Consider the following 18,644-nt stretch of genomic DNA (forward strand, 5'->3'; position numbering starts at 1 on the left):
GCTATTTATCAAGCCGTTAAGCGTTCCAAACCGCCCATGTAAGGACGCAGCACCTCAGGTACGGTGACTGAACCATCGGCGTTCTGATAGTTCTCCAACACCGCGACCAGGGTACGACCGACGGCCAGACCCGAGCCGTTCAGCGTGTGCAGCAGCTCCGGCTTGTTGGTTTCCGGGTTACGGTAGCGCCCCTGCATACGACGGGCCTGATAATCGGTCATGTTGGAGCAAGAGGAAATTTCGCGGTAAGTATTCTGCGCCGGCAACCAGACTTCCAGATCGTAAGTCTTGGCGGCACTGAAACCGAGGTCACCACCACAGAGCAGCACCTTACGGTACGGCAGTTCCAGTTTCTGCAGAATGGTTTCGGCGTGGCCTACCAGGGCTTCCAACGCATCCATGGAGGTCTCCGGACGCACCAGATGCACCAGTTCCACCTTTTCAAACTGGTGCTGGCGAATCATACCGCGCACGTCCCGTCCATAGCTGCCCGCCTCACTGCGATAGCACAAGGTATGAGCCGCAAAGCGCAACGGCAAGCTTGCGGCGTCGAGAATTTCGTCCCGCGCCAGGTTGGTCAGCGGAACCTCAGCGGTTGGAATCAGGTAGTAGTCCTGGTCGACGTTGAGTTTGAACAGATCTTCTTCGAACTTGGGCAACTGACCAGTACCAACCAGTGAATCGCGATTGACGATGGTCGGAACATTGGCTTCCAGATAGCCGTGCTCATCGACATGCGTATTGAGCATAAACTGCGCCAGAGCACGATGCAGACGCGCCACCGGACCACTCATCACCGCAAAGCGGCTGCCGGTCAGCTTGGCAGCCTGTTCAAAATCAAGGCCACCGATAGCGGCACCGACGTCGACGTGATCCTTGACCTCAAAATCAAACTGACGAGGCTCACCCCAGCGGCTGACTTCGAGGTTATCGTTTTCATCCTTACCTTCCGGCACGGCTTCGTCCGGCACGTTGGGGATGTTCTGCATAAAGGCATCGAGGTCAGCCTGAACGTCTTTAAGTTCAGCTTCACGGGCGCCCAATTTGGCGGCGATGTCATCCAGTACTTTCTGTACTTCAGCCTTGGCATCGTCAACGCTCATGCCCTGGCCTACCAGCTGACCAATCTGTTTAGAGGCTTTCTTGCGCTCGGCCTGCAGCTGTTCGGTTTCAACCTGCAATCCCTTGCGTCGGGACTCCAGTGACTCAAACGCGGACACATCCAGAGAGAAGCCTTTAACCTTCAAGCGGGCAGCCAGAGGTTCAATGTCCTGTCGCAGGCGTTTGATGTCGAGCATGGAAAGCAGTTCCTGTTTAAGAGAGTCAGTAGAAAAGGGTTAACGAGCCCGAATAGGCCGACGTATTAGAATAACAGCTTGGCAACCCCTAAGCCCAGAGCGGCAGCGGCCAGACAGGCCAATACCGAGACCAAAACATAGAGTGCCGCTGAGACATAATGCTGCTGTTCAATGAGCACCAGACTTTCGATGGCAAAACTTGAGAAGGTGGTAAAGGCGCCGAGCATGCCGACGACAATCAACGAGCGCCCCACTCCGCTGGGATCGGTATGTTTCAGGGCAAAAAACACAAAGGCGATGCCGATAATGAAACTGCCGGTCACATTGGCGACGAGGGTGCCCCAGGGAAAGTGACCGCCATCATGACGATTTACCAGTTGCACGACGCCAAAACGTCCCATAGCGCCAAGCGCGCCGCCGATGGCCACCGCCAGCCAATGTGCCAATCCCAACATCGGTTCAGTCCCCTTTATGTTGTGCGTCGGCGTCCAGCTGGCGCAGAAAAATCAGCTTTTCGGCGATCTTTTTCTCTAATCCACGATCTACCGGTTGGTAAAAACGTTCATCGCCCAATTCGTCTGGCAGATAGCGTTCACCGGCGGCATAGGCATGAGGTTCATCGTGCGCATAGCGATAAGCCGCGCCATAACCCAGATCTTTCATCAAGCCAGTGGGCGCGTTGCGCAGGTGCACTGGCACTTCACGACTGCGATCCGAGCGCACCACCTCCATCATTCGATTAAAGGCGCTGTAGACAGCGTTGCTTTTGGGCGCGCACGCCAGGTAAACGCAGGCATGCGCCAAGGCCAATTCGCCTTCGGGTGTACCCAGACGTTCCTGAACCTGCCAGGCATCCATGGCGATGGTCAGAGCCCGTGGGTCGGCGTTACCGATGTCTTCACTGGCCATACGCACCAGGCGCCGGGCGATATAGAACGGATCGCAGCCGCCATCGATCATGCGACACAGCCAATACAGGGCGCCATCGGGTGATGAACCACGCACGCTCTTGTGCAGTGCCGAAATTTGGTCGTAAAAAGCATCGCCGCCTTTATCAAAGCGCCGTGTCTGGCCCTGAGTCATCTGACCCAGACGTTCGGCGGTCAAACCAAGCGGATCGTCAGCATAGAGGTCGGCAGCCAATTCCAGCAGGTTGTAGAGTCGACGGGCGTCACCATCGGCCAGACGAAACAGCGGCAACTGAGCTTCTTCGGCGATAACTAACTGACCCACCTTGGCATCGGCGGCCTGAGCTTGCTTAAGCAGCAGCGCCATATCGTCGTCTTCGAGCGACTTCAGCGGATAGACGCGCGCCCGCGACAGCAGCGCCGCATTCAGTTCGAAACTGGGGTTTTCCGTGGTTGCACCGACAAAGACGAAGGTACCGTCTTCGACATAGGGCAAGAAGGCATCTTGCTGGGCTTTATTGAAGCGATGGACTTCGTCGACAAACAGCAGAGTTCGCCTGCCCTCTACCGCGGCCTGTTTGGCTCGCTCTGCTGCGGCTTTGATGTCTTTGACGCCCGCCTGAACCGCAGACAAGGGTTCAAACCGACTGGAAGTACTGTGCGCCAGCAAACGAGCCAGGGTTGTTTTACCCACGCCCGGCGGGCCCCAGAAGATCATCGAATGGATTTGGTCGCGCTCTATGGCCTGACGCAGCGGCTGATCCGGACCCAAGACATGCTTCTGGCCGACATAATCGTCCAGTGACGTCGGCCGCAGGCGTTCAGCCAGCGGTTTGAAGGCATCATTGGCGTCGGCGGCGAAAAGATCCATCACATCTGCTCGAAAACGTCCGTGCCAGCGGGCGGCTCAAACTCGAAGGTACCGGCCGGGAAATTCATACCAGTATTTACCTTGTCGAAACGGATTCGGGTGTCCTGCCCCAGGTTATCGGTCAGGCGTAATTGGCTGATCACACCGTCAACAAAGACCAGGGTCAGCTCACTGAACATCGCATCTTTATCGGTGGGATAGAGCTGATAACTGGTCAATTCATCATTGGCCGCTTCGGTCACATTATAGGAAGTCGACAGCGTTGAGCGCGGCTGGGTCAGAATCATGGCTGGCGATTGCCGGACCTGGTCAGCAACGGGTTGGTAGGTTGCTTGCGCCAGGTCCGGATCGTAGACCCAGAGCGTTTCACCATCGGAGATAACACTCTGCTCATAAGGCTCGTTGACCTGCCAAACGAACTTCAACGGCCGGGCAATTTGCATCAGGCCGCTGGAGCGCTCGCCGCGCAACTCACCTTCGGCGTAGGTTTCCTGTTCAAACTCAGCACTCAGGTTTGAAGTGGCTTCCAAACGCTCAATCAAGCGCTCACGCGCCGCTTCATCGGCCAGCGCAGAGACGCTGGCGGTGGCCAACAACAGTGATAACAGAACTTTCATACTGAGACTCCTTAGCCTGCCGGTGGTGGTGGCGCGAGAACTTCGCGGGTGCCGTTATGGCCAGCAGAACTGACAATACCCGCCGCTTCCATCGCATCGACCAAGCGTGCCGCCCGGTTATAGCCGATGCGTAATTTGCGCTGTACCGAGGAAATCGATGCCTTGCGGCTTTGGGTCACAAAGGCAACAGCTTCATCAAATAGGACGTCGGCTTCGGGGTCTTCGCCGCCTTCTTCAAGACTGGGAACACCGGGAAGGTCAGCATCGCCACCGCTGAGGATTTCCTCGATGTAATCCGGAGCGCCACGCTTTTTCCACTCACTGACCACGCGATGCACTTCATCGTCATCGACAAAAGCGCCGTGGACACGTACCGGCAAACCAGTACCGGGCGGCAAATAAAGCATGTCACCATGGCCCAGCAACTGCTCTGCCCCGCCCTGGTCAAGAATGGTTCGGGAGTCGATTTTCGATGACACCTGAAAGGCAATGCGCGTCGGGATGTTGGCTTTGATCAGGCCGGTAATCACATCGACCGACGGACGCTGAGTCGCCAGAATCAAATGGATACCGGCAGCCCGGGCTTTCTGTGCCAGGCGGGCAATCAGCTCTTCCACCTTCTTGCCGACAATCATCATCATGTCGGCAAATTCATCGACCACAACCACAATAAACGGCATGGGTTCGAGTTCCGGCGCCGGTGCATGCGGGTCCAATTGCTGCGATGGGTCATACAGCGGATCACGGATCGGGTCGCCCGCCTTCTGAGCATCGGTCACCTTCTTGTTGAAGCCCGCCAGATTACGCACACCGACAGAGGCCATCAGCTTATAGCGACGCTCCATCTCGGCCACACACCAACGCAGACCATTGGCGGCATCCTTCATATCGGTGATGACCGGCGTCAGCAGATGTGGAATGCCTTCGTAAACCGACAGCTCAAGCATTTTCGGATCGACCAGGATTAGCCGGACTTCTTCCGGTGTGGCTTTAAACAAGATACTGCACAGCATGGCGTTAACACCGACCGATTTACCGGAACCAGTGGTACCGGCAACCAACAGGTGTGGCATCTTGCCGAGGTCGGCACAGACTGGCGTACCGGAGATATCGTCGCCCAACGCCAAGGTCAGCGGTGACTTGGCTTTATCGTAAACCGGCGAGCGCAACACATCGCTAAGCCGGACGATGTCGCGTTTTTCATTGGGAATTTCGATACCGACGGTCGTCTTGCCGGGAATGATTTCCACCACCCGTACGCTGACCAGCGCCATGGAGCGCGCCAGGTCTTTAGCCAGGTTGGCGATCTTGGAGACTTTTACACCGGCGGCCGGCTGGATTTCAAAGCGGGTAATCACCGGGCCCGGCGCTACTTCGGTGACTTCCGCTTCGACGCCGAAATCTTTGAGTTTAATTTCCAGCAACCGCGACATGGCTTCCAGCGCTTCTTCGCTGAAACCGCCAACGCTGTCGTGTTCGCTGGACTGCAACAGACTCAGCTCGGGCAGCGCCGTATTGGCACTGCTGCCTTCAAACAACGGCTGCTGACGCTCTTTTTCGACGCGTTCACTGGGTTTGGTCACCCGCGGTTGCAGCGGCTTGATCTGCGGTGGTTTACGTTTGGCCTGCTTTTGCATCTGCACTTCGAGATTGGCCTTACGTGAGTCAATCACCTGCTGGCGCTGAACGTCTTCTTCGTGGCGGCGTTTACGGGCGTGACGGCGATCGCGCAGGCGATCAAAGAGCCCCAGAAGACGACGGCCAACCGCTTCCATAACAGCCAGCCAGGAAACGTTCATCGCCACGGTCAGCGAAATAAACCAGAGCACTACCAACAGCAAGGTAGCGCCGGTCAGTCCAAGACTGGGGAAAATCAACTCCGACAGATGTCGACCTAACCATCCACCAGCGCTGGCATTGGCGGACGAAGCAATATGCACTGTCGCCAAGGTGCAACTGGTCGCCACAAAAAGCACCCAGCCCAGGCTGCGCACAGCAATCAGCACCGGATTCCAATGCAGACCGGCGCGGCGATCACGAAAAGTTGCCCAGGCACGATAGAAAAAGATGACCGGTAAGCCATAGGCCAAGCCACCGACCAGGCTGAACAGCAAAGAGGAGATCCAGGCGCCGGCGCGCCCTGCCAGGTTGCGGATACCTTCACCGGCACCGGAAAACGCCCAGCCTGGATCGGACGGGTGATAGCTCATCAGCGCTATCAGCAGGTAGACGCCGATAGCGAGTGACAATAACAAACTGCCCTCAAGCAACAGCCGTTGCTTGAGGTCGAGTACGCGGTCGTCGTCCCGCGCGCGTGCGGATTTCTGCGTCACCGATGTTCCTTTGCTAACCGAGACCGGACTTGGCCGATCGCATTCTACCCAAGGACAGACTCGCCACGCATTGGCAAGCACCGTCCACTGCCCCTAAGATACCACAGACACTGGGGCAACTTATTGATACATCAAGCATTTTTATGCCACAAATCGCCTGGCTGGACGCTGAACAGCCGCCTGACTTTCCGCCAACGAACACTGCTCTGAACTCGCCCAATGGCATTCTGGCAGCGGGCGGTGCGCTGCGCCCGGAATGGCTGTTAACCGCTTATCAGCGCGGCATCTTCCCTTGGTTCAATGAAGGTGAGCCCATTCTATGGTGGTCGCCTTCGCCGCGCATGGTTCTGCTGCCCGGTACCATGCAGCCGTCGCGCAGTCTGCGTAAAGCCTTTCGGCGATCGCCCGTTCAACTCGCGGTGAATCGTAACTTTGCGGCGGTCATCCAGGCTTGCCAGGAGCCCCGTGCAGCCCAAGCCGGCACCTGGATCACCGAGGAGATCATCGACGCCTATTGCGAATTGCATCGACTGGGCTGGGCACACAGCATCGAAGTTTACCAAGAGGGCAACCTGGTTGGCGGTCTCTACGGTCTGGGTATTGAAAAGGTCTTCTTTGGCGAAAGCATGTTTTCGCGCCAATCCAATGCCTCTAAATACGCCTTTCTGGCGTTGAGTGATTGGGCTGAACAGGCTCAGCTGCGACTCGTCGATTGTCAGGTCTACAATGATCATCTGGCCAGCCTGGGTGCCGTTGAGATAGACCGGGAGCATTTCGAGCAGGCCCTTCCAGTACAGCGAATTCAGCTCACTATGCCCGGATCAGATCGACTCAATGCCTTGTTAACCGAGCGCTTGGGTCATCCAACTTCTCGTCAGGATTCACCATGAATAATGCGGATGATGATCGAGACAACCAGAGCGATGACCAACAGCAAACCATCAAGCTGTTCCGTACCGGTGAGCACCGCTGCAGCTACCTGCCTGAGCAACAATCCCGAACGCTCTTCCTGGACCCAGAATTAACCTTCAATACAGCGCTCTATGAACAGTTGATGCACCTGGGCTTTCGGCGCTCGGGCCAGCACCTGTATCGGCCCGATTGCGAAAACTGTGGCGCCTGCCTGCCCTCACGAGTCCGGGTCGATGCTTTTGACTGGAAACGACGTTTTCGGCGTATCCTCAAACGTAACAATGATCTGACACTGAGACGCCTGCCTTGCCGCTTCAATGAAGAACATTATCAACTCTATGAGCGCTACCTGAGCGAGCGTCACTACGACGGCGATATGTACCCGCCCACGCGTGACAGCTATCGGGATTTTCTGATCAGCCGACCAGACCTGGGGTTCATTCTCGAGATTCGCCATGGCGAACAATTGCTGGCGGTTGCCTTTACCGACTTACTGCAAACCGGCCTATCAGCAACCTACACCTTTTTCGACTGCGATGAGGACAAACGCAGTCTGGGCACCTTTGCCATTCTCAGCCAGATTCAATTGTGTCGAGAACTGAAGTTACCTTTCCTCTATTTGGGATACTGGGTTCCAGGCTCTGCACAAATGCAATACAAGGCTGACTTCAGACCGCTGGATATTCTCATCAATCGCCAATGGCGCACGTTCAACGATCAACTGATTGAAACCCTAAACCCTATAACTGACTGATTTCGGCCCGATTTTTTTGATCATTGGCGCATTTTCAGGCAGAATGCCCGCCGGTTTGAACTTTCAAAAACGGGGCTGCGCGCCATCCCGCCCTGTTGCGACCCTCAGAGGACTGCAAAGAAATCTATGGCAAAAGAAGACGTCATTGAAATGGAAGGGGAGATTCTCGACACCCTTCCCAACACCATGTTTCGCGTTAAGCTGGAAAACGGCCATGTCATCACGGCTCATATCTCCGGCAAGATGCGCAAGAATTACATCCGCATTCTGACTGGCGATAAGGTCAAGGTGGAGTTGACGCCCTACGATCTGACCAAGGGTCGCATCGTCTATCGCGCCCGCTAAGCGTTCACTGCAATCTCGCATAAAAAAAGCACCTCGAGGGGTGCTTTTTTGTTTTTGGCCACCGTTGAAGGTGGCCAAAAAGCGACGGAGTAAATCAAGCCGTCGCCACTTCTTCCTCTTCCACATCCAAGGCCAACTCGTCATCGCGTACCCGCAATTTGACAGTACCGCCTTTGGTCAATGGACCGAACAGGATCAGGTCGGCTAACGGACGCTTGACCTTGTCTTGAATCAGACGGTTCATCGGACGCGCGCCCATATTCCGGTCGTAGCCTTTCTCAGCCAGCCATTCGCGTGCCTGCTCATCGACATCCAGCATGATGCCTTTGTCATCCAACTGAGCCTGCAGTTCGGTCAGGAACTTGTCGACGATGTTGACGACAACGTCCATCGGCAGGGCACCAAACTGAACAATGCCATCCAGACGGTTACGGAACTCTGGCGTAAAGCTGCGACGCAAGACTTCCATGCCATCGGTACTGTTGTCCTGAGTGGTGAAACCAACGGTGCGCTTGTTGAGCATTTCCGCACCGGCATTACTGGTCATAATCAAAATGACATTGCGGAAGTCTGCTTTGCGACCGTTATTATCGGTCAACGTACCGTGATCCATGACCTGCAACAGCAAGTTAAAGACATCTGGATGCGCCTTCTCAATTTCATCCAGCAACAAGACCGAATGCGGGTGCTTGGTGACACCGTCAGTCAGCAGGCCGCCCTGATCAAAACCAACATAGCCTGGAGGCGCACCGATCAAGCGTGATGCAGTGTGACGCTCCATGTACTCGGACATATCAAAGCGCAGCAATGGAATGCCCAGCGATTCTGACAGCTGCTTGCTGACTTCTGTTTTGCCGACACCCGTTGGGCCGGCAAACAGGAAGGAACCGATCGGCTTATCCGCCGATTTTAAACCGGCTCGTGCCAACTTGATCGCTGAAGCCAATTGCTCGATCGCGTTCTCTTGTCCGAAGACGGTCATCTTCAGGTTACGCTCCAAGCTTTCCAGCACTTCTTTATCGTTGCGGCTGACACTCTTCTCAGGAATGCGGGCGATAGACGCTATGACCTTTTCGACATCGGGCACACCAATTGATTTTTTACGGCGACTGACTGGCAGTAAGCGCTGTGCGGCCCCGGCTTCATCAATGACGTCGATGGCCTTGTCCGGCAGATGGCGGTCAGTGATGTATCGGGCCGATAATTCCGCCGCCGCTTTTAATGCCTTATCGGTGTATTTGAGATGGTGATGCTCCTCAAAGCGCGACTTCAGTCCTTTCAGAATCCGGTAGGTTTCGTCCACCGATGGTTCGGTGACATCGATTTTCTGGAAGCGACGGGTTAAAGCGCTGTCCTTCTCGAAAATGCCACGGAATTCCTGGAAAGTCGTTGACCCCATGCACCGCAACTCGCCAGAACTGAGCATCGGCTTAAGCAGGTTGGAGGCATCCATTACGCCACCCGAGGCTGCGCCGGCACCGATGATGGTGTGAATTTCATCGATAAAGAGAATGGCTTTCTCTTTTTTCTTCAGCTCTGCCAGCAAGGCTTTGAGGCGTTTTTCAAAGTCACCGCGGTATTTGGTGCCCGCCAGCAGCGCGCCCAGGTCTAGCGAAAATACCTGAGCGTTCTGAACGATGTCAGGGACGTCACCATCAACGATACGCTTGGCCAGGCCTTCAGCAATGGCCGTTTTACCGACGCCGGTTTCACCCACCAACAGCGGGTTGTTCTTGCGGCGACGCGAGAGAATTTGAATCACGCGCTCAACTTCATGCTCACGCCCTACCAGAGGATCGATACGGCCGCGACGCGCCTGATCGTTCAGGTTGGCGGCAAAGCTTTCCAGAGCACTGCCCTGAACACCGTCGCCACCGCCCTCTTCCTGCTGATCGCTGAAATCCTCATTGGGCTGAGCATTTTCGCTCTGCACTTTGGAAATGCCGTGAGCAATAAAATTGACCACGTCAATGCGAGAGATGCTTTGCTGTTTAAGGAAGAAAACCGCCTGACTCTCCTGTTCGGAGAAAATTGCCACCAACACATTGGCACCGGTGACTTCTTTCTTGCCAGAAGACTGCACATGGAAGACAGCACGCTGCAGCACGCGCTGGAAGCCCAAGGTCGGTTGGGTTTCACGCTCATCGTCTTCTTTGGGAATCAGTGGCGTGGTTGAGTCAATAAATTCGGTCAGGTCACGACGCAACTGGGAGATATCAGCGGCACAGGCGTTGAGCACCTCAGCGGCGGCATTGTTGTCGAGCAGCGCCAACAGCAAATGCTCGACTGTCATGAATTCGTGGCGCTTGGACCGGGCTTCTTTGAACGCATTATTCAGCGTTAGTTCGAGATCTTTACTTAACATGTCAACAGACCCTCTCGCAGATCATTCGTCATCGACTTCTTCGACCTCACACACCAGGGGGTGCTCATTATCCCTGGAGTACTGGTTGACCATGGCCGCCTTGGTCTCGGCAATGTCCTTAGTATAGACACCGCACACGCCTTTTCCTTGTGTATGCACCGTTAACATAATCTGGGTTGCTTTTTCCCGGGACATATAGAAGAACGCCTCCAGGATATGAATGACAAACTCCATGGGGGTGTAGTCGTCATTCAGCAAGACCACACGATACAGTGGCGGTTGCTTGAGCTCTGGCTTACTGGTTTCAAGCGCAACGCCCTGATCGTCGTCATAGTCCGGATCTTCCGGTCCCAGACGTGTCAAAAGCATCTTTCGGGCCAATACAGGAGTTAGTGAGTCGTTGATGTCTGGATACCTCAACTTCATATCAGACTGCCCGTTATCAGTGAATGCATAGCGGATGAATTTACGATCGGTGACTCCAGGCAGCTTGCCTTTGGTCGTTTTTTGCACGAGTGATGAACTGTGGTCGAACCCTGGATAGAGCCCGGATAACCCCGACCTGAACAGATTACCTAATGTGCGTCCGATCATAAGCTCCTTCAATGGGGGTTGACTTCATTGAATCAACGGCCAACCATTAGCCCGACGCCGAATCGTTTATTTTGTGATCAGCGAGCTCCAAATGAAGGTTTAGGGCCCACTGGATTAGGCTGTACCAGAGATCACAGGGCAAGCGATGATACGCCGCTGAACGTTAGCCAAGCTGTCTTCGGACCGCTCAAAGCCTCTTTCCCGGCTCTAAGCTAACGCATCAGCGACACGACGTCAGCGTCGGAAGTCATTTGGCTACCACAGTGACTTCCAGGCTCAGTCTAACGTGGTTGTAAGGAGTCCGTTATGCCGGTAGGGAAAGTAAAATGGTTCAACAACGCCAAGGGGTTCGGTTTTGTCGTTTGTGACGAACACGAAGAAGACCTCTTCGCCCATTACTCCTCCATCCAGATGGAAGGCTACAAAACGCTTAAAGCAGGTCAGGCCGTCGAGTTTGATACGGTCAAAGCCGAGCGAGGCATTCATGCCGTGAACATTCAAGTTCTGCCAGAGACGGCCGGTACTGAACGTTCAACATCTAACCGGAACGAAGCGAAGGAGCGCTCAACCAGTACCAGCGATCAAACCTAGAAAAATAATCATAAAACTCACCCCACTGCACACGGTTGCAGCACGCCTGATAAGTTCAGGCTAACGCAAAAAGCCCTCCCAGTTACTGGTGAGGGCTTTTTTGTATGTGTCCATCAACAAAAAACCGCGCCGAAGCGCGGTTTGAGGAAAGCTAAATCGATCAGGCGCGCATAGCGTCAACGATGGCGTTCAAGGTCGCGCTGGGGCGCATAACCTTAGCAGCCAGATCACCATCGAAACGATAGTAACCACCAATTTCGACGCTGTTGCCTTGGACATCAGCCAATTCTTTAACGATTGCAGCTTCGTTGTCGGCCATGGCCTTGTAGACAGACTGGAAGCTTGCCTTAAGGTCAGCATCTTCATCCTGACTGGTCAGAGCTTCCGCCCAGTACAGAGCCAGATAGAAGTGTGAACCGCGGTTATCAATACCACCCAGGCGACGTGTCGGTGACTTGTTTTCCACCAGGAACTTGGCCGTTGCGGTATCGAGCGTTTTACCCAGTACGGAGGCTTTCGGCAAACCAGCAACCGACGACAAATGCTCCAGCGAAGCGGCCAGCGCCAGGAACTCACCGAGAGAATCCCAACGCAGGTAGTTCTCGGACAGCAATTGTTCGACGTGCTTGGGGGCAGAACCGCCCGCACCGGTCTCAAACAATCCACCACCATTCATTAGTGGAACGACTGACAGCATTTTCGCTGAGGTGCCCAGTTCCAGAATCGGGAAAAGGTCAGTCAGGTAGTCACGCAGGACGTTACCGGTGACCGAGATGGTGTTTTCGCCTTTCTTGACCCGATCCAGGGTAAAGCGAGTGGCTTCTTCCGGTGACATGATGCGGATATCCAGACCATCGGTGTCGAATTCCGGCAGATAGGCATTCACCTTTTTGATCAGTTCAGCATCGTGGGCGCGCTCTGGGCTGAGCCAGAAGATCGCCGGCCAACCGGTAGCACGGGCACGACTAACCGCCAATTTAACCCAGTCTTTGATCGGTGCGTCTTTGGCCTGACACATACGCCAGATGTCGCCAGCTTCCACCTCATGCGACATCAATACATTGCCATCGGCATCGACAACACGCATCACGCCATCGCTCGGTACTTCGAAGGTTTTGTCGTGTGAGCCGTATTCTTCGGCTTTTTGAGCCATCAGGCCAACATTGGGAACGGTGCCCATAGTGCGCGGATCAAAGGCACCATTTTTCTTACAGAAGTCGATGGTTTCCTGATAGACACCGGCATAGCAGCGGTCCGGGATCATGGCCACGGTATCGTGCAGAGCGTTATCCGGGCCCCACATCTGACCGGAAGAACGGATCATCGCGGGCATCGACGCATCGATGATGACATCGTTCGGCACGTGCAGGTTGGTAATACCTTTATCGGAGTTAACCATGGCCAACTCAGGGCGCTGTTCGAATGTCGCTTTGATGTCCGCTTCGATGGCTGCGCGTTCATCAGCCGGCAGTTCGGCAATTTTGGTCAGCACATCGTTGAAACCGTTTTTAACGTTGACACCCAGTTTTTCAAAGGTCGCTGCGTGTTTTTCGAAGACATCTTTGAAGAAAACGGTCACGGCGTGGCCGAACATGATGGGATCGGACACTTTCATCATGGTGGCTTTCAGGTGCAGCGACAGCAAAACGCCCTCTTCTTTCGCTTCCTGGGCGGCCTTTTCATAGAAAGCGCGCAACTTGGCAACGCTCATACGCGACGAGTCGATCACTTCGCCGCTCAGAATTTTCAGCGATTTCAGAACCTGAACATCACCACCGGATACCAGCTCAATACGAACCTCACCGGCTTTATCCATGGTCACTGACTGTTCACTGCTGAAGAAGTCGCCATCGTCCATATGAGCAACCCGGCTCTTGGATGATGAGGACCACTCACCCATGGAGTGTGGATTCGCACGGGCGTAGGCTTTGACTGACTCCGGTGCACGGCGATCGGAGTTACCTTCGCGCAACACCGGGTTAACCGCACTGCCCTTGACGCGGTCATAACGCGCCTGAATGTCTTTCTCTTCGTCATTCGATGGATTTACCGGATAGTCCGGCAGCGCATAACCTTTGGCCTGCAGCTCTTTAATGGCAGCCGCCAACTGAGGGAAGGAGGCACTGATGTTAGGCAGCTTGATGATATTGGCTTCCGGCGTTTTCGCCAGTTCACCCAGATAAGCCAGGTCGTCGGACTGGCGTTGGTCTTCCGTCAGATAATCCGGAAACTGAGACAGGATGCGACCGGCCAGAGAGATATCACGAACTTCGAATTCAACCCCGGATTGAGCCGCGAATGCCCGGATAATGGGGAGCAAAGAATAGGTCGCCAACGCTGGGGCTTCATCGGTCTCGGTATATACAATGGTGGGATTCTTGGTAGCCATTCTTACTCCTGTAAAGGGTTTTGCTGAGGCGATAGCGCGAAAGTTGTCGGTGAGCCATGCAGATGCCGAATGCTCGCGAAACGTACAACTTCCGGGTGATGATTCAGTAACAAGGCGGCTTCAGTGTAGATACACTGCCGCAGAACACGATGGCTATATTGTGTCCAGCAGCGATCAGAGCCTCGCGTCGGGCGCATAATTTGTGGTTTTTCGTCAAAAATTGCAAGCTAGACCATTGGCCCAAAGCCCGCAAACTCACGTGACCGATCCCTTATGAGCACCGTTGTTCTACTGAACAAACCCTTCCAGGTTCTGTGCCAATTCACCGATACCGAGGGTCGTGAAACCCTGGCCAACCACGTCCCCATTGCCGGCATTTATGCCGCCGGTCGCCTGGACTATGACTCCGAAGGCCTGCTGTTACTGACCGATGACGGGGCTTTGATCCACAGTCTGGCCAATCCCCGCTTCAAGGTACCCAAGGTTTATTACGCTCAGGTTGAGGGACAACCCAGTGAGTCAAATTTGGAAAAGCTGCGCCAGGGAGTCACCTTAAAAGACGGCCTTGCGCGCCCGGCAATGGTCGACTGTGTGGACGAACCGTTCTGGCTGTGGGCCCGCCAACCCCCCATTCGTGAACGCAAAGCGATTCCCACCCAATGGTTACGCATTACCCTGACTGAAGGTCGTAATCGCCAGGTCCGTCGTATGACCGCTGCTATTGGCTTCCCCACCCTGCGCCTGATTCGTTGGTCACTGGGCGGTTTGTCGTTGGATGACCTATTACCCGGGCAATACCGTACCCTGGATATGAAAACCTTAATAGATAACGGTATAAATATTCAAACCAAAAAAAAGCGGCCCCAAGGTGGCGCCGCTTCTCGTGCTCAGAATGCGAAAGGCGTCAAACGATCGGGTTCACGTCCTGATCGTAATCGACCTGCTCATAACCGAAACCGAAAAGTTTAAAGAACTCTTTTTGGTATTCGGCAAAATCAGTCAGTTCATCAACATTGCTGCTGTCAACCTGATTCCAGATCGCTTCGACTTCAGCCTGAACCTCAGGTTCCAGCTCCTTCAGGTCCATACGGATACGACCTTCGTCATCCAGGGTCAGGTCACCGCCACTATAAAGCTGATCGGTCAACAGACCATGAACCTGTTCAATGCAGCCTTCGTTCGTGCCGCGCTCTTTCATTACGCGGATCAGAATCGACAGATACAACGGCATTACTGGAATAGCTGAGCTGCTCTGAGTAACAACCGCCTTCAACACAGACACATGAGCACTGCCGTTCAATTCGGCTTTCAGCTTGTTTTGAATAACGCCGCAAGCACGATCCACATCCTGCTTGGCGCGACCAATGGTAGCGCCGCCATAGATCGGCCAGGTCAGATCTTTGCCAATGTAACTGTAGGCCGTGGTCTGAACGCCTTCGGCCAGAACGCCGGCCGCTGCCAGCTGATCAATCCAGCGTTCCCAGTCTTCACCACCCATCACTTTGATGGTGTTGGCAATCTCTTCGTCCGTCGCCGGATCCAGAGTGAAGTCGGAAACCACCTTGGTGTCAGTGTTTAAGCTTTTACGCGTTACTGGCTCGCCAATGGCTTTCAGCGACGAGGAGTAAGTCACCCCGGTTTCCGGATCCGTGCGGCGCGGTGAGCCGAGGCTGTATACAACCAAGTCGACCTTGCCACCCATCTCATTTTTGATGACGTCGATCACCTGAGCCTTGGCCTCATCAGAAAAGGCATCGGCGTTCAATGATTTGGCGAACACGCCCTCAGCAGCCGCAGCCGCTTCAAATGCTTTGGTGTTGTACCAACCGGCAGAGGCCGGACGCTTCTCTGAAGGTTCTTTTTCAAACATCACACCCAGCGTGTTGGCGCTGTAACCGAAAGCTGCAGAAATACGAGACGCCAGGCCATAACCGTTGGAGCAGCCAATGACCAGAACGTTCTTGGGGCCTGTACCACTTGGCTTATGAGCTTTGACGTAGTCGATCTGTTCCTGAACATGCACCTTGCACCCTTCCGGATGAGCGGTGGTACAGATAAAACCACGAACCTTGGGTTTGATAATCATGCCTAGAGTTCCTTGATATGGTGTATTGCTTAACGGGCCAGACAACACAGACCGGCCGAATGATTCGAACTTTAGCGCCATTTTACTGCCAGGCGTAGCAATCGGCGTCGCCGGGAGCGCAAAAGACTTGTGAGCATCACGAACAGAGCCAGTATCCGATCTTGACCCCTACTGCCAGGGGTTTAAGCTCTGCGCCCCGCGAGGAGAAGCCAATGAATGACAGCGACTATCCCCATCTGACTGCCTCAGTGTTAATCCCAGACCAAAGCAATATATTAATGGTCAACGAAATAGATAACGGTATAAATGTCTGGAATCAACCCGCTGGGCATGTCGAGGTTGGTGAAGACATTCAGGCCGCCGCTGTTCGGGAAACACTGGAGGAAAGTCGCTATCAAGTTCAGCTAACGCACCTACTGGGCATCTACCAGAACGTCCATGCCGCCACGGGTGTGCATTATCTGCGCGCCTGTTTTATCGGTGAAGCCATCGCCCTGGTTGAAAACGCCGAACTTGATGCCGATATACTGCAAGCCGCCTGGCTGCCGCTCGATGAGTTGCTGGCAGGACAATACCCGCTGCGCAGCCCCATCGTGCACCAGTGCTTATTGGATTATCAGGCCGGCCAGCGCTTTCCGCTGAATTGCATACAACCCTTGCTGTCACCTTTCCCGTCCCAGGAGCTTTAATCGTCATGACCAACCCCGCCAACACCAAGGTCATCGTCGGCATGTCCGGCGGTGTCGATTCGTCGGTAACCGCCGCCTTGTTGCTGGAAGCGGGCTATCAGGTCGAAGGCCTGTTTATGAAAAACTGGGACGAAGACGACGGTACCGAATACTGCACTGCCAAAGAAGATCTGGCCGACGCCCAGGCCGTCAGCGACCGACTGGGTATCAAATTGCATAAAGCCAATTTTGCCGCCGAATACTGGGACAATGTCTTCGAGCATTTTCTGGAAGAATACAAGGCCGGCCGGACACCCAACCCCGACATCCTCTGCAACCGGGAAATCAAGTTTAAAGCGTTTCTTGAATATGCCTTGACCCTGGGCGCCGATCGTATTGCCACCGGTCATTATGCGCGCACGCGCACTGGCCCCAATGGTGCAGAGTTGTTGCGCGGTCTGGACAACAATAAAGACCAGTCTTATTTCCTGCATGCCGTCGGCCATGAACAGTTCGAGAAAACCCTGTTTCCGGTCGGCGAACTGGAAAAGCCTGAAGTCCGCCGCATTGCCGAAAAGTACCAACTGGCCACAGCGCGGAAAAAAGACAGCACCGGCATTTGCTTTATCGGTGAACGCCGCTTCAGCGATTTCCTGAAACAATACATCCCGGCTCAGCCGGGTGTGATTGAAACACTTGAAGGTGAGGTCATCGGCGAACATCAGGGCTTGATGTATTACACCATCGGGCAACGTCAGGGCCTGGGCATCGGCGGCACTCGCAATCATGGCGAAGCGCCCTGGTTTGTTGCTGCCAAAGACCTGGAGCGCAATGTGCTGACGGTGGTCCAGGGTACCGATCACCCGGCCCTGTTTACCAACCGGATGACGCTCAGTCATATCCATTGGGTCAGCGGTGTTGCCCCGACTCTGCCGGTTCAGTTGACCTGCAAGCATCGTTATCGCCAGCCCGACCAAAGTTGCACTATCTTAGCCAATGGCGACGGCTACAGCGTTATCTTTGACGAGTCTCAACGTGCCATCACGCCCGGACAATCGGCGGTGTTCTACGACGGCGAAGCCTGTCTGGGTGGCGGTGTTATTGAGCAAACCTGGCTGGCGGATGCTTGAATTCAGCTAACCGACCGTCACTAACCATGCAGTGCAATCGAACGTTAACCGACAGAACTCCCTGTTAAGGAATACGGATGTCGCAGACTGAACATCAGGTAATGGCTTTGGCTGGCGTTTTTCAGGCCTCTATCCTAGTCGAACAACTGGCCCGCAAAGGCCAGATCGACCGTGATGAACTGGCGCGCAGTATCCGTTCGGTATTAAACCTGAACCCGGCCAGTGTGGAAGATATCTATGAGGGTGTTAGCGGCATCCGCATCGGCTTACAGGGCGTTCGGGATGTGTTGTCGCGGCGCGGCGCCGGCATCTCAACAGAAGTGATGCGCTACGCCATGGGCATCCTCCATGCGCAGCGAAAACTATCACGCCGCGACGACCTGATGAACACCCTGGGCAAATCGCTGGAACGCGCTGTCGAACAGTTTCACTATTTTGATGATCCGCTGCACGACTCCGTCATCGGTGCCGCCGCCCACTGTTACCAGGAAAGCGTCAGTAAGCTGAGCTTCCGCATTCGGGTTATGGGTAATCCCAGCTATCTGCAGAATCCGCGCACAGCCGATCAGGTTCGCGCCCTGTTGCTGTTTGGCATTCGCAGCGCTCACCTGTGGCATCAGCAAGGCGGTCGCCGCTGGCATATTCTGTTCAAGCGCAATGCCCTCTACCGTAATGCCCAACAATTGCTGATGCGCAACACCCACTGAGCCTGCCTTGGCGCTGCGGGCTTCAGGCCGCTATAATCGCCAGCCTTTCGACCACCACCGACCGGATCCCGCCTGC

Annotated in this window: 17 protein-coding genes; 8 read left to right on the plus strand and 9 right to left on the minus strand. The window is 54.7% G+C overall.

What is annotated here, in order from left to right; all coding sequences use genetic code 11:
* Positions 1–8 precede the first annotated feature (8 nt).
* From serS to ACXAE6_RS14910, 5 genes are all read right to left on the minus strand, one after another.
* Positions 9–1,298 carry a serine--tRNA ligase gene (serS, locus tag ACXAE6_RS14890; RefSeq protein ID WP_475150072.1) on the minus strand — a complete coding sequence of 430 codons (1,290 nt, stop codon included), beginning with the start codon at positions 1,296–1,298 and terminating at the stop codon, positions 9–11.
* Between the two features lie 65 nt (positions 1,299–1,363).
* On the minus strand, positions 1,364–1,753 hold the full coding sequence (gene crcB / locus ACXAE6_RS14895; RefSeq protein ID WP_475150077.1) for a fluoride efflux transporter CrcB: 390 nt from the start codon (positions 1,751–1,753) through the stop codon (positions 1,364–1,366).
* Positions 1,754–1,757: 4 nt separating this feature from the next.
* Entirely contained in the window at positions 1,758–3,080 is a 1,323-nt protein-coding gene (locus ACXAE6_RS14900) for a replication-associated recombination protein A (RefSeq protein WP_475150087.1), read from the minus strand.
* The gene (gene lolA / locus ACXAE6_RS14905) at positions 3,077–3,694 is read right to left on the minus strand and encodes an outer membrane lipoprotein periplasmic chaperone LolA (protein WP_475150093.1); all 618 of its coding nucleotides are present in this window, start codon (positions 3,692–3,694) and stop codon (positions 3,077–3,079) included. The genes ACXAE6_RS14900 and lolA overlap by 4 nt, the downstream gene beginning before the upstream one ends.
* 11 nt (positions 3,695–3,705) lie before the next feature.
* Positions 3,706–6,027, minus strand: coding sequence for a DNA translocase FtsK (locus ACXAE6_RS14910; protein ID WP_475150096.1), 2,322 nt, complete (start codon positions 6,025–6,027; stop codon positions 3,706–3,708).
* A gap of 143 nt (positions 6,028–6,170) precedes the next feature.
* Here ACXAE6_RS14910 and aat point away from each other — a divergent pair, with 143 nt between their 5' ends.
* From aat to infA, 3 genes are all read left to right on the plus strand, one after another.
* Complete coding sequence (aat, locus tag ACXAE6_RS14915; RefSeq protein ID WP_475150101.1) at positions 6,171–6,917, plus strand: leucyl/phenylalanyl-tRNA--protein transferase; 747 nt, start codon at positions 6,171–6,173, stop codon at positions 6,915–6,917.
* Complete coding sequence (locus ACXAE6_RS14920) at positions 6,914–7,693, plus strand: arginyltransferase (protein WP_475150105.1); 780 nt, start codon at positions 6,914–6,916, stop codon at positions 7,691–7,693. Before aat ends, ACXAE6_RS14920 begins: the two co-directional genes overlap by 4 nt.
* Positions 7,694–7,819: 126 nt before the next feature.
* Complete coding sequence (infA, locus tag ACXAE6_RS14925; RefSeq protein ID WP_008043370.1) at positions 7,820–8,038, plus strand: translation initiation factor IF-1; 219 nt, start codon at positions 7,820–7,822, stop codon at positions 8,036–8,038.
* A 94-nt stretch (positions 8,039–8,132) separates the two neighbouring features.
* On the opposite strand, the gene clpA is transcribed toward infA, so the two are convergent.
* Both clpA and clpS read right to left on the minus strand, forming a co-directional pair.
* Entirely contained in the window at positions 8,133–10,403 is a 2,271-nt protein-coding gene (clpA, locus tag ACXAE6_RS14930; RefSeq protein WP_475150111.1) for an ATP-dependent Clp protease ATP-binding subunit ClpA, read from the minus strand.
* Between the two features lie 21 nt (positions 10,404–10,424).
* Positions 10,425–10,772: an ATP-dependent Clp protease adapter ClpS gene (clpS, locus tag ACXAE6_RS14935; RefSeq protein ID WP_475151766.1), complete on the minus strand. Its 348-nt coding sequence runs from the start codon at positions 10,770–10,772 to the stop codon at positions 10,425–10,427.
* Positions 10,773–11,303: 531 nt separating this feature from the next.
* Between clpS and ACXAE6_RS14940 the strand changes: the two genes are divergently transcribed.
* Entirely contained in the window at positions 11,304–11,588 is a 285-nt protein-coding gene (locus ACXAE6_RS14940) for a cold shock domain-containing protein (protein ID WP_475150115.1), read from the plus strand.
* A gap of 160 nt (positions 11,589–11,748) precedes the next feature.
* On the opposite strand, the gene ACXAE6_RS14945 is transcribed toward ACXAE6_RS14940, so the two are convergent.
* Entirely contained in the window at positions 11,749–13,977 is a 2,229-nt protein-coding gene (locus ACXAE6_RS14945; RefSeq protein WP_475150116.1) for an NADP-dependent isocitrate dehydrogenase, read from the minus strand.
* A 273-nt stretch (positions 13,978–14,250) separates the two neighbouring features.
* On the opposite strand from ACXAE6_RS14945, the gene ACXAE6_RS14950 reads away from it, so the two are divergent.
* Positions 14,251–14,946, plus strand: a complete 696-nt coding sequence (locus ACXAE6_RS14950) for a pseudouridine synthase (RefSeq protein WP_475150119.1) — start codon at positions 14,251–14,253, stop codon at positions 14,944–14,946.
* Here ACXAE6_RS14950 and fabV read toward each other — a convergent pair.
* Positions 14,882–16,063 (minus strand): enoyl-ACP reductase FabV, encoded by a 1,182-nt coding sequence (gene fabV / locus ACXAE6_RS14955; RefSeq protein ID WP_475150122.1) that lies wholly within the window; start codon positions 16,061–16,063, stop codon positions 14,882–14,884. The two genes, ACXAE6_RS14950 and fabV, sit on opposite strands and share 65 nt — an antisense overlap.
* A gap of 212 nt (positions 16,064–16,275) precedes the next feature.
* On the opposite strand from fabV, the gene ACXAE6_RS14960 reads away from it, so the two are divergent.
* The 3 genes from ACXAE6_RS14960 (at position 16,276) to hflD (ending at position 18,568) form a co-directional block, all read left to right on the plus strand.
* Positions 16,276–16,752: an NUDIX domain-containing protein gene (locus tag ACXAE6_RS14960; protein ID WP_475150125.1), complete on the plus strand. Its 477-nt coding sequence runs from the start codon at positions 16,276–16,278 to the stop codon at positions 16,750–16,752.
* 5 nt (positions 16,753–16,757) lie between these two features.
* The gene (gene mnmA, locus ACXAE6_RS14965) at positions 16,758–17,861 is read left to right on the plus strand and encodes a tRNA 2-thiouridine(34) synthase MnmA (protein ID WP_475150130.1); all 1,104 of its coding nucleotides are present in this window, start codon (positions 16,758–16,760) and stop codon (positions 17,859–17,861) included.
* Between the two features lie 77 nt (positions 17,862–17,938).
* Complete coding sequence (hflD, locus tag ACXAE6_RS14970; RefSeq protein ID WP_475150134.1) at positions 17,939–18,568, plus strand: high frequency lysogenization protein HflD; 630 nt, start codon at positions 17,939–17,941, stop codon at positions 18,566–18,568.
* Positions 18,569–18,644: the final 76 nt, after the last annotated feature.

The sequence above is a fragment of the Saccharospirillum sp. ABV4_185 genome (assembly GCF_056159245.1).